The following is a 12,981-nucleotide window of genomic DNA, read 5'->3' as shown; positions in this document are numbered from 1 at the left end:
TAAAGGAGGTGAGAAAATCCTAAGGTAACACGACAAAATTAGAAAAATATTAACAATAAATTTCAAAGGAAAAAAAATGAAAAAAGTACTAAATTATTTATATGTTCTGCTATTCTTCGTTGCAGTGAACGGAATAGTCTCAGGACAAAATAACCCGATTGATTTTGAGTCAGGCGGGTTCGGAGCAACTTGGACATGGACGGTTTTTGAAAATGCTACAAACCCAGCAGTGGAAATTATCCCAAACCCAGATATGACCGGAGCTAATACATCTGCAACAGTCGCTAAATTTACAGCTTTGCAATCAGGTCAACCCTATGCTGGTTGTGAATCAGCTCACGGTACAACCGATCTTGGGCCATTTGTGCTTGATGCGACCAATTCTACAATAAAAATAATGGTTTGGAAATCCGTTATTAGCGATGTAGGAATCAAGTTAGTATCAGCAAATGGTTGGTCACAGGGAGAAATTAAAGTAGCTAATACTTTGGTTAATCAGTGGGAAGAGCTTACTTTTAACTTTGCCGGCTATCTTAATCCTCCTCCATCTGAAGGTCAATTAGATCAAATTGTAATATTCCCTGATTTTGCTGCAAGAACTCAAGATAATATTATTTATTTTGATAATATTACATTCTCTCAGGAAATTTTAGTGGGCGTTCCAACAGTTGCAGCACCATCACCAACCCTCCCTGCAAGCAATGTTATATCAGTATTCAGTGATGTATACAACGATATACCAGGGACCAACCTTAACCCTAATTGGGGACAAGCTACTGCTGTATCTTTTCTGCAAATTCAGGGAGATACTACTATGAAATACATTAACTTAAACTACCAGGGAATTGAATTAGGAAGCAATCAAAATCTAACCGCTGCTGGTATGCAGTACTTACATATTGATTTCTGGAATTCAAGTTCCACTGATTTGGGCGTATCTGTGATAAGTCCGGGACCTGTTGAAACAAGAGTGGTATTAGTTCCACCTGGAACAACAGAAACCTGGGAGAGTGTAGATATACCTCTTAGCGATTTTGCACCTGTTGATTTAGCTAATGTATTCCAGCTGAAATTTGATGGTAACGGAACTATCTATCTGGATAATATTTACTTTTCAACAACCATATCAGATGTTAAAGAAATAATTGGAGCAACACCATCAGACTTTGAATTGGGACAGAATTATCCCAACCCATTCAATCCATCAACATTGATTAGTTACAGCATTCCACAAAATTCTTTTGTAACTCTTAAAGTTTATGATGTTATTGGTAACGAAGTTGCTACGCTCGTAAATCAAAGTCAATCTGCTGGAAAGTATGAAGTTAGATTTGATGCAAGTAATTTAAGTAACGGTGTTTATATGTATTCAATAAAAACAGATAATTTTACCGCTACGAAAAAAATGATCCTGATGAAATAACCGGATAAGATTTATTATGCTGATGTTTGAACAAACAGACATCAGCATATATTTTTCTTAATATTGCATACCAAAAAACAACAGTGAGAAACCAATTTTGAAGTTTATATTAACAGTATGAATAAAAAACAACTCTTTATCGGAACACAAAAAGTTCAAATAAATAACTCACCGGTCGAAGGTGATTTTATTAATATCAACGATGAGACATTCTATAAGATCTCAAATTTTGATAAAATGTCTCCTTTCTTAATCAGCATAGTAAGTGCCACTGATCATTGGATGTATATCTCCAGCAAAGGAGGCATTACAGCCGGCAGAAAGAATTCTGACAATGCTATTTTCCCTTATACTAATGACGATACACTTCACGATATTAATGAAATTACGGGAAGTAAAACTATCGTAAGAATATTGGAAAATAAGAAACTTTATTTATGGGAACCTTTTTCTGAAAACTACTCCGGCATTTATTCTGTTACCAGAAATCTTTATAAAAACATTTCAAGCACACAAATAATTTTTGAAGAAATTAATCACGATCTTGAAATTAAGTTTCAATATGGCTGGACTTGCAGTGAAAAATATGGAATTATTAAAACCTCCAAAATTTTTAATGAAGCTAATAGTAAAAAAGAAATTGAAATATTAGACGGTATTCAAAATATTTTACCATCAGGGGTTTCACAACAACTTCAATCAGGATTCAGCACATTAGTCGATGGATACAAAAAGAATGAGTTAATTGTTGAAGCAGGAATTGGTGTATTCTCTCTTAGTTCAATCCCATCCGATCGAGCACAACCAGCGGAATCATTAAAAACTTCAACGGCATGGTCTGCCGGAATAGATGTAGAAAAATATTTATTATGTTCAAAACAAATTTCAAATTTTAGGAAAAATATTCCTGTTGATCAGGAAAATAGTATTAATGGAATACGAGGATCTTTTCTAATTATTTCAAGATTTAAGATTAAACCAGCATCTTCTGTTAACTGGTTGTTTGCTGCGGAAGTGAATCAGAATGCAGGCAGTTTGGTTGAACTTATAAAAACTAAAAAAGAAAAGAATGCTTACGAACAGGTTATTAACGATTCCAAAGAAAGCAATGTAAGGCTCATTAATATTGTTGCTCAATCAGATGGATTACAGCTTACTGAAAATAAATTAATTACTGCAAGACATTTTTCTAATGTTCTATTCAATGTTATGCGCGGCGGCATTTTTAACGATTCTTATATCATTGAAAAACATGATTTTATTTCATTTGTAAAAAATGCAAATCCTTTTGTGCTGGATGTTCATAGTAAATTTTTTGATACACTTCAAGATCAGATTTCTAATTCAGAATTACTGAGTAAAGTGAGTGATATTGGTGATTCTCATTTTACACGATTAGCTATCGAATATCTGCCTTTAACCTTTAGCAGAAGGCATGGTGATCCCAGCAGACCATGGAACCAGTTTTCTATCGATATTAAGAACAAGAATAATGAGAAGATCTTAAACTATCAGGGTAACTGGAGAGATATATTTCAGAATTGGGAAGCTCTTGCTTTATCATACCCTAAATTTCTGGAGTCCATGATTGCTAAATTCTTGAATGATTCAACTGCGGATGGTTACAATCCCTATCGTGTTTTTCGGGATGGATTTGATTGGGAAGAACAAGAACCACATAATCCCTGGGCAAATATAGGCTATTGGGGTGACCATCAAATAATTTATTCTTTAAAGTTGCTGGAACTATCAAAGGAATATAATCCTCATTCTCTAGAGCAGCTATTGGATACTGATATTTTTACTTTCGCAAATGTCCCTTATCGGATTAAGGAATACCAAGAAATTCTAAAAGATCCACGAAATACTATTGTGTTTGACTACGCTTTAGATAAACAACTAAAGAAAGAAGAAAAACTTTACGGCTCAGATTCAAAATTTCTTAAGAAGGCAGATCATTCATTAGTACAAGTTAATTTGATAGAAAAACTGCTGCTTACTCTTTTAACGAAAATGTCTAATTTTATTCCTGGCGGTGGCATCTGGATGAATACGCAAAGACCAGAGTGGAACGATGCAAAAAATGCGCTGGTTGGATATGGCATCTCGATGGTTACACTCTATTACATACGACACTATGTTAACTTTATTAAAGAATTATTGACTGAAACATCAAAAGATAAATTCTATCTTTCAAATGAACTTGCACAATTCTTTAACGGTATTAACAAAACATTATTTGAAGCCTATAAGATTAAGAAAGGGACTATAAGCGACCGTGATAGAAAAAACATTGTTGATCAATTAGGTATGGTAGGTTCCGAATATCGAACAAAAATTTATAAAAATGGATTTACCAGCGAGAAGCAAGAAATATCGACTGAAAAGATTATTGAATTTTGCAAATTATGCCTTTCTCTAATTGAGCTAACAATTGATGAAAATAGAAGAGAGGATAGATTCTATCATTCCTACAATATTTTGCATATCTCTAAAAATGAATTAAAAGTAACTAATTTATATGAAATGCTTGAAGGGCAGGTAGCGGTACTAAGTTCGGGATATTTATCAACAAAGAATTCCATTGAACTGTTAACTGCACTAAAGAAAAGCAGACTTTACAGGCAGGATCAAAACAGTTATATACTTTATCCCAACAAGAAATTACCTCTGTTTGTTGATAAGAATAAAATTGCAATTGATTTAATTAAAAAGTCTAAATTGTTAAACTTATTGATATCTGAAGGAAACAAAGAAATTATTTATAAGGATATAGACGGAGGGGTTCATTTTCAAAATGATATTATCAATTCAGATGAACTAAAAATGAAGCTTGAATCGTTGAGTGATCCTAAACTAAAAAAATACGCTGAGGAGGAACGTTCAATAGTTTTGGAAATATACGAGAGAACATTTAATCATAAGGAATTTACAGGAAGAGCCAATACATTTTATAAATACGAAGGCTTAGGTTCAATTTATTGGCACATGGTTTCAAAACTTTTATTGGCAGTTCAGGAAGTCTATTTTAATGCGGAGAAAAAATCCTCCAAGAAAGAACAACTTGAAAAATTAAAAAAATTCTATTACGATATTAAAGATGGTATAGGATCTGGTAAACAGCCTGATGAATACGGAGCCTTTCCAACTGATCCATATTCGCATACACCTTCATTTGCCGGTGTTCAGCAGCCTGGTATGACAGGCCAGGTTAAAGAAGATATAATTTCCAGATTCAGAGAATTAGGTTTTCATATTAAAGCAGGAAAAATATTATTTAATACATCACTTCTTAAGAAAGATGAATTACTTAAGGATGAAGAAACATTCAGCTATTATGATGTAAATGGAATTGAACAAAAAATAAAATGTAAAAAGAATTCCTTTGGCGTTACATATTGCCAGGTGCCGTTTATATTTAAACTTTCAGATACCGAAAAACTAGTTGTCTATGAAATGGATGAAGATAAAATTGAAATGAAAAATCTAGACCTTGGTAAAGATATAAGTCAATTAATATTCAATAGAGAAGGAAAGATTAGCAGAGTAGAGGTATTTATTGATAGTAAAAAGTTAAAAGGATAATTAAAATTCAATTTATTGCAGTTATTGTATTACCGCGGTAAAACTTTTTAATTTCATATTGTAAACTTTAAGGATGTTTGATAAACCCAAAGAAGGGGAATAAAAAAGCTCAAAATAAATTATTTTGAGCTAATATTTTATGCGGAGAGTCAGGGATTCGAACCCCGGAAGGACTTGCATCCTTAACGGTTTTCAAGACCGCCGCATTCAACCGCTCTGCCAACTCTCCGAGAATGTTTAACTTATAAGAACAAATTTGAGTGCCAAATATAATTATACTTGCTGTTTCTACAAACTGATTTTGGCTATTTTATAGCATATTATTTTAGGTTTTGTTATGAATATAAATGAATTCAACCCTTTCTTTAAGTTACTTGTTGACCAAAGTTCTCCTATTATCAGGAAATATTTTAGAACTTCCATAAGCGTTGAAAGCAAATTGGATCAATCTCCTGTTACAATTGCTGATAAACTTGCGGAAGAAAAAATGCGTTCTCTTATCCAAAAAGAATTTCCTAGTCATGGCCTTATTGGTGAAGAGTTTGGTAACTACAATTCAGATGCTGAATATGTTTGGGTGCTTGATCCTATCGACGGTACAAAAAGTTTTATTTCCGGCGCACTTAGTTTTGGAACCTTAATCGCCCTTCTAAAAAATGGTAAACCTATTATCGGCGCTATTAATCATCCAATATTAAATGAATTTTTAATTGGCGATAATAAAATTTGTTTATTAAACGGAATTGAAACCAGAGTTAGAGATTGTTCCAAAATTTCTGAAGCAACTTTACTAACAACTGATCATTTAAATATTGGCAAGTATCAAAATCAAAAATCATTTGACAAACTAACTAATAAAGTTAAACTTTATAGAAACTGGGGTGATTGTTACGGCTACTATTTATTGGCAACAGGTTTTGCTGATATTATGATCGATCCGATTATGAGTGTTTGGGATTCGATGGCATTAATTCCAATCATCAACGGGGCAGGAGGTACGATAACTGATTATCAAGCGAATGATCCTGCTACTGGAAATAGTATCGTTGCATCGAATCAAGAAATCCATTCTGAAGTTATAAAACTTCTTAATGAATGATTATTATTATCTAAAAAGCACAACAATTAATAAAGTTAGGATTGAAGAAACTAACGGGAAAGATTTAAATTTCTCAGATCTAAAAATTATTATTAGTGTCACTACCCATAAAGTAAATAGGGTTATATCACCCCATATAAATAGTCTGCTTATTGGCGGTATTGAAGAATTCATAAATCCAAACTTGTAAGTAAGGTACAATGGATTTATTAATGCAATAAGAGTTAAAAATACTACAACAGTTAACACACCAAACTTTTTTGAATTCTTTCCGTCATTAAAAAACTCCAACCCCGTTCTCATAGCTAAAATCAGACCTGAAAAAAGTAATAAATATTCAAGTACATTTATAACTGATGGAATCTTTCCAAAAAAGGTTAAAGTTAATTTTGAGTTTTTATTTTGTGGTAAAGTGTATGTCTTATCCTTGTAATAAAGTATAATATAATAATTTAGTTTATGTTCAGGTTGCAAAGCTGGAATATTTCCAGATAAAATTAAATTAGATTTTTTTAATTCTTTTGAGTGCCAAGAACTATCACCATAATTTTCCCAAAAAACTTTTCCTGTAAGTTCTGTAACATCAGTACGAATGATTACATTATAATCATCTTTTCCATAATGCACTTTCTCAAATCTGTAAGAAACTTTTTTGCCATCAATTCCAAAAGTAGATGTTATTGGATATTCTTTATCAAGAATGTTCGCTATGTAAACTGACATAAATACAATTACAAAAGAAGCTATCCACAGTATAATAGTTTGTTTTTTCATTTTCGTCTTTGAATAATTTTGTAAGTAAAGTTAAGAAGATTATTAGCAGACAAAAAGTTTAAAAATAAAAAGCCCCGTCAGATACGGGGCTCAAATAATTGATTTTATTAAAGCGAAGTTCCGATTTTAAATCTAATGTTCACAAATATTTTTGTAAAGCCAAAACTGCCGCTATCTAGTCTTGATAAACTTGCAGATGGACCAATAGCAAAGGCACTAAAACCCCATCCTTCCATTATCTTTTGTACTAAAAGATTGATATTGTACTGAGGTTCGCGATATTTACTTTGAGGTATTCCATCAAAACTAAGATCAAAAGTACTTCCAGCAAGTGATGCTTCTCGTAAGGCAAATCCAAAGTGCCACTCATCAAGATATTGAGCAACATAAACTCTGCCTCTGGTAGATCCTAGTACGGATATCGGATAACGGAATTCCCAATTAAGATAAGATTGCTCGTTATCAATAATTCTAGCTTGATATCTTGCAGTTGAATCAGGATTTAGAACTGTTGTTCCTTCAGTAACGTTAAGATATCTGTTTCGTCGATCATCACTGATTTTCGAGGTGGCTTTGAAATATCCAAATTCAAAAAAATTTCCGAAAGGAACCACATAGTTAACTTGAAAACCTTCACTCACAATTACGTTATTATGATTTTGATCTTTTACTGCCTCAATCATAGCGTCGATGTGACTAAAAATTCCAGCCTTTACCCCAAGTATATGGAAATTAACTTCCATCATATTTGTTTCTAGCGCACCGGAATATGGTGTTCCGATACCAAGAGATAAACCAACATCTTGTTTTAACGATAATCCCAATCTCTCACCTCCCTGTAATTGAAAGAATGGATTTATATAACCAAGAGTAGGGGATATCTGCATTTTTGTTGGAGGCTGCGTAACTTTACTTATTCTAATCTTTTGAAACACTCTTGTAAAAACACTTCCGTAATTAATATCTTCCTCTAAATTTAATTTGAACGGATATGTGATTATTCTAGCTCTTAGTTCTGGTGGAACTGCAAGAAAAGGATACAAAACACTTTTTATTGAAATAGTTTGGTTATTAGCATCTCTCAAATCGACAACTATCTCAGCCTTAGGATCAGGTGGATCAATAAAAAGTACTTCCTGAATATTTATGAACAAACTATCATCCAATGGTTCCATTTGATAATATCTTATTTGCTCTTCTTCTTCCTGGGCATAGATAGAATTAAATCCGAGATTGAATACAATAATTAAGAATACAACAAATAGCTTAGATGCTTTCATTTTACTATATACCTGAATAATTAATTAGAAAACTCTGTAAAGAAGAACGAGTCACCAACTTGAACTCTGTCTTTTGATCTTTCATCAACAGCTGTGAAGAAGAAATTAACTTTATATCTTCCATCAGCTTCTCTTAGATTGCCATTTTTATCTAACCAGTCATCAAAAGCATTTTCTGTCGATGCGATTTTTAATGATACATTATAGATTAAATTTCCGTTACTATCTTTTGTTGGCCCGGAAACAGAGATTGGACCTGCATAGGTAACTTTAAGCTGATCCGGTCTTTGATCCACAATAGTAACCTTAAATGCTGTTATACGTTGCAAATCTTTAACATAAATATCTGCTGAATTCATTTTTGTAGTTACGCGTTCAATTTTAATTTCCGGTACTTTGTTTGGAAGAACTTTTATTCTTTCTTCCTGCGATCCAAATTTTATTATAACTTCTGTTTGATCAGTGAGATCGAATTTCTTTTCCTGCCCGGCAGGCACAACTGCAATTGGTGTATTTGTATTTTTTGGATCATAAATACTTACAGGCACTGTTCCGGTATTCCTAGCGATATTCCAAGTATGCTGAATGTAAGTTTGTTTGTTAGAAATTGGCGAAGGCAATTTTGTTTGCTCTTCAACTATTTCTTCTTTCATTTCTTCGGGTGGTGGAGGCGGAACATAATCTTTAATTGTTTCTAATCTTTTATTAAGGGCTGCTAACTGTTGTCTCATCTGTTCGTTCTCAACAACAACATTCGGATCAATTTTAATTGAAAAGTCTATACCAAGTGCATAAAGTGAATCCAAAACTGCCATCAAAGAGTCTCTAACTTCTTTTTGAACTGTATCCTCTTCTAATGCAACTCTTCGCAAATCTAGATCTGCACCTTTTAATGCAAGTACTGTTATAACGAAAATATAGAGCACCTGGTAAATAACAAATTTACTGTCTCTGTTTTTATTAATCATTTTAAAATCTTTTTTATTTCTTTAATACAATTGCTTCTAAATGTTTTAATCCGGTTAATGTTTTCTCATCACCTAATGATCGTGAAGCCTGATTTAATGCATTTGCTAATCCGTTAAGTTCAACAATTTTTTGTGAACTCACGCCTTCAATCTGATTTACTTTATCTGCAAGTACACTTATCGATGTAAAATTCTTGTTCATTATTTCGCTAAGTTTTGCTGATTGCTCAACTAACAATTTAAATTTTTCAACATCCGCTAATGATAATTCTTTTCCGCCAACTCCAGCACCGCCGCTATTAAGTTGTTTTAAAATATTTTTAGAGTTTTCAACCTGAATTCTTGAAAAATATTTGTCTCTAATATCAGAAACATGATTTACAACTGTTTGAAATTCAACACCAAGTTGATCTAACACTGGTTCAAATAATTTTCCAAGTGCAAGTACAATCAGAGCTTTTACTTCAAATGGAACTGATAATCCCAAAAATATTTCTTCGCCAAGTTTAATGCTTATTAAAAGTATAGCTGCGCCTATAAGTGGTAGTGCTGTTGCTAAACTATCAATAATACTTGTGTAGGAATTAATTATCCTATCAATTGTGCCTGAAGCAGGAGTACGTATTATTTCTAATTTTAATTTATTGTACGCAAAAAATGAGATCAACACAAAAAAAGAATAAGCAACCAATGGAAGCCACCAAAATTTAAACGGTACAATATCACCAGTTGCAGGCTGCCATGAAGGAAAAAGCGATTTTGCAAGATCAATTGTAATATTACCTAAAATTGGCACTTCTGATAGATCCAAATAAAATGATATAAATAGTGCAAGAAATGATATTATAGCGGGTTTTAATATTATTGTAAACTTAATATTTCTTATTGCGGATTTTGTGTATTCCTCAAGTTCTAACTCAAGTTCATTGTTCGCTACATCAGGATTTAAAAGACTTTTTGTTGTATTGTCTTTTTGTTTAATAGTTGTGTTTGACATCAGTCTCCTCAAAATTTCTTTATAAAACTATATTTATAGAAAATGCATAAAATTAATTTTCAACTAACCAAAACGGATTGTGTTTAAGACAATTATCATACCAATACTCCTTTAATTGTTTTTTGTGTTTCGAATTATCTTTTTTAGCGGATTAAACTAATCAATTTAAAAGCATCAATTTCAATTAATTAAAGAGCTATTTAATAACGCATAATAATTTTAAGCCTAAAAATATTGAATTACCAGACAATAATTTGTTCGATCCAAATTAAATATTTTGTAAAGTATTCCAATTTTCTACAATAGGTTAAAAATTCTTTACAATTCCGTAATTATTACCTGAAGAATCCTAATTATTTAATATGTTTTTGAATCTATAATTTGATATTTAATTTATTTCTATCTTTAAAGTACATCTTTCGATAAATATAATTTGTTAACAGTTAAGTGGAAATGAAACTAAGTAAAAATCCAAGATTATTGGAGATAAATGCCCGGGTATGGATAAAACGATTTGGGAACTACTGTAAACTCTCAACTATACCCGATGATGAATTTACCAAGTGGAAAGAGCTCGGTATTGATATGATTTGGCTTATGGGTGTTTGGGATAATAATAAATCTGTAATAGATGAATACTGTTTTGAGCCCGAACTAATTTCATCATACAACGACGCATTAAAAGATTGGAAGAAAGAGGATGTTATTGGCTCACCCTATTCAATCGATAGGTATGAGATAAATCCTTTATTGGGAAATAAAGAAGATTTATTATCTTTTAAGAAAAGATTAAATGATGCTGGGATTAATCTTATACTTGATTTTATTTGTAATCACTTTAGCGCTAAATCATCTTTGATATGGACAAACAAAGAAATTTTTCTTCCTGCGGATGAATATATTTTTAAAAATGATCCTTACACATTTTATCCTTCACCTGATAACAGTAATGAATATCTTGCCCACGGAAGAGATCCATTGTTCCCCCCATGGAAAGACACCGCACAAGTAAACTTTTACAGCACAGAAGCACGTAATTATCTTACTTCTGTTTTAATTGAACTTACTGATTTATGTGACGGTGTAAGATGCGATATGGCAATGCTTCCGCTTAATAATATTTTTTATAACACGTGGATTGGCGTACTTAAAAAGTATGGATTTGAAAAACCCGATAAAGAGTTTTGGGAAGAAGCTATCACCGCAGTAAAAAAAAAAAGGATGATTTTATTTTTATAGCAGAAACTTATTGGGACCTTGAATGGCAGTTGCAAAATCTTGGATTCGATTTTACTTATGATAAACGGTTAACGGATAGACTGATCGCGGGTAATATTCATAGTATTAAGGAGCATTTACAAGCTGAAATTACCTATCAGGAAAAATCAGTTAGATTTTTAGAAAATCACGATGAAGATCGTGCGTTAGTAAAATTTGGTAGAGAAAGATCAATTGCTGCTGCCGTGGTTGCAAGTACGATTTCCGGTATTACTTTTTATTTTGATGGGCAATGCGATGGTAAAAAAGTAAAATTACCTGTTCAGCTTGGTAGAGAACCTGAAGAAAAGCAAGATGAAAAGATTAAGGAATTTTATCGTAATCTTTTTAAAATCACAAAAGCAGAAGTTTTTAGAAATGGAAATTGGAAACTACTCGAGCCGCATTCTGTGGCTGAAAATGATTATACTTATGATAATTTACTTGCATGGGAATGGCGTTTAGGTAATGATTTGAGAATAGTTGTTGTAAATTATAATAATTCCACATCGCGGTGTAGGCTAAAGTTTGAAATAAAATCCGATTCTGACGAAATAATTCTATCAGATCTTATTAATAACATCAATTATAAACGATCAGTAAAAGAAATTTCTGAAAAAGGATTATTTATTGAACTTAAAGCTTTCAACAGTCACATTTTTTCTTTTTGTGAAGCCGAAGCCGAGTAGAATTTAGATCACAATATAGAAATCGGAATAATTTCTACCTTATAATCTCTTTTAATTTTAACCTTTCATTTTTATGTTAGCGAAACCAATAAATAAATTAGGCATCAAACAGATTGAGTTATGGCAAAAAAAAACAATAATATAAATCGTGAACGAAAAATCGGTAAACAGGTTGTTGATAAAAAACCTGGTATGGACCCAAAGTTAAAAAGTACAATTTGGACTGTAATTACAATAATCACTTTAATTGTATTTTTTATTGTTAATAATACCAGAACTGAACCTGAAGAGGGTCCGTACCCCCAAATTATACGCCTATACAAAATAACTCTGCAAGATAAATCCTAAAATGAAAGGAAACTGAAGATATGATAAAACTAGTTTTGATAATTTTAATTACGTTAAGTATAAATACTTTTAGCATTGAAAATAATAACACAAAAGGAAAGCCAGTTAATTCTGAAAATAGTATTAATAATCCTGATGGTGATAAAGCACCTGATTTTTCGTTAAAATCATTTGAAGGTAAGACTATAAAGCTTTCTGATTATAAGGGTAAAGTTGTAATAATAGATTTTTGGGCAACATGGTGCCCTCCATGCAGAAAAGGAATCCCTGATCTTGTTTCAATTCAAAATGATTTTACTAAAGATGTTATTATAATTGGTATTTCGTTAGATGGTGAAAAAACAATAAAAGATGTTCCTAGTTTTGTAAAAAGCTACGGAATAAATTATCCTATTGTTTATGGTGATGAAAAAGTAGTTTCAGCATATGGTGGTATTGAAGGAATACCCACAGCTTTTATAATTGATAAAAAAGGAAATGTGGTTGATAAACATGTTGGGCTTGTTCCAAAAGATACTTATGTGAACAAGATTAAAGAATTGTTAAAGTAATTTTAAATCT

At 32.0% G+C, this 12,981-nt stretch carries 9 protein-coding genes, 1 tRNA gene and 1 pseudogene; 6 read left to right on the top strand and 5 right to left on the bottom strand.

What is annotated here, in order from left to right:
• Window positions 1–814 precede the first annotated feature (814 nt).
• Window positions 815–1,423: a T9SS type A sorting domain-containing protein gene (locus tag IPJ23_16365; protein ID MBK7632243.1), complete on the top strand. Its 609-nt coding sequence runs from the start codon at window positions 815–817 to the stop codon at window positions 1,421–1,423.
• A gap of 117 nt (window positions 1,424–1,540) precedes the next feature.
• A complete protein-coding gene (locus IPJ23_16360; protein MBK7632242.1) occupies window positions 1,541–5,008 on the top strand; it encodes a hypothetical protein in 3,468 nt (1,155 codons plus the stop codon).
• 142 nt (window positions 5,009–5,150) lie between these two features.
• On the opposite strand, the gene IPJ23_16355 is transcribed toward IPJ23_16360, so the two are convergent.
• Window positions 5,151–5,237: transfer RNA gene (locus IPJ23_16355), tRNA-Ser, on the bottom strand.
• Window positions 5,238–5,345: 108 nt separating this feature from the next.
• On the opposite strand from IPJ23_16355, the gene hisN reads away from it, so the two are divergent.
• On the top strand, window positions 5,346–6,107 hold the full coding sequence (hisN, locus tag IPJ23_16350; GenBank protein ID MBK7632241.1) for a histidinol-phosphatase: 762 nt from the start codon (window positions 5,346–5,348) through the stop codon (window positions 6,105–6,107).
• 6 nt (window positions 6,108–6,113) lie between these two features.
• Here hisN and IPJ23_16345 read toward each other — a convergent pair whose 3' ends face one another.
• From IPJ23_16345 to IPJ23_16330, 4 genes are all read right to left on the bottom strand, one after another.
• Window positions 6,114–6,881, bottom strand: a complete 768-nt coding sequence (locus IPJ23_16345) for a hypothetical protein (GenBank protein ID MBK7632240.1) — start codon at window positions 6,879–6,881, stop codon at window positions 6,114–6,116.
• Window positions 6,882–6,988: 107 nt separating this feature from the next.
• A complete protein-coding gene (locus tag IPJ23_16340) occupies window positions 6,989–8,128 on the bottom strand; it encodes a hypothetical protein (GenBank protein MBK7632239.1) in 1,140 nt (379 codons plus the stop codon).
• A 53-nt stretch (window positions 8,129–8,181) separates the two neighbouring features.
• Window positions 8,182–9,129: a hypothetical protein gene (locus IPJ23_16335; protein ID MBK7632238.1), complete on the bottom strand. Its 948-nt coding sequence runs from the start codon at window positions 9,127–9,129 to the stop codon at window positions 8,182–8,184.
• Between the two features lie 13 nt (window positions 9,130–9,142).
• The gene (locus tag IPJ23_16330) at window positions 9,143–10,126 is read right to left on the bottom strand and encodes a hypothetical protein (GenBank protein ID MBK7632237.1); all 984 of its coding nucleotides are present in this window, start codon (window positions 10,124–10,126) and stop codon (window positions 9,143–9,145) included.
• A gap of 453 nt (window positions 10,127–10,579) precedes the next feature.
• On the opposite strand from IPJ23_16330, the pseudogene IPJ23_16325 reads away from it, so the two are divergent.
• The 3 genes and pseudogenes from IPJ23_16325 to IPJ23_16315 all read left to right on the top strand — a co-directional run bounded on the left by IPJ23_16325 (window position 10,580) and on the right by IPJ23_16315 (window position 12,971).
• A pseudogene (locus tag IPJ23_16325) lies at window positions 10,580–12,072 on the top strand (glycosidase).
• A gap of 120 nt (window positions 12,073–12,192) precedes the next feature.
• Window positions 12,193–12,420: a hypothetical protein gene (locus IPJ23_16320; GenBank protein ID MBK7632236.1), complete on the top strand. Its 228-nt coding sequence runs from the start codon at window positions 12,193–12,195 to the stop codon at window positions 12,418–12,420.
• 20 nt (window positions 12,421–12,440) lie between these two features.
• Window positions 12,441–12,971 carry a TlpA family protein disulfide reductase gene (locus IPJ23_16315; GenBank protein MBK7632235.1) on the top strand — a complete coding sequence of 177 codons (531 nt, stop codon included), beginning with the start codon at window positions 12,441–12,443 and terminating at the stop codon, window positions 12,969–12,971.
• The last annotated feature ends 10 nt before the right edge of the window (window positions 12,972–12,981 follow it).

Source organism: Ignavibacteriales bacterium (assembly GCA_016709765.1).
Classification (GTDB): Bacteria; Bacteroidota; Ignavibacteria; order Ignavibacteriales; family Ignavibacteriaceae; genus IGN3.
This window is presented reverse-complemented; position numbering and strand designations above follow the sequence as displayed.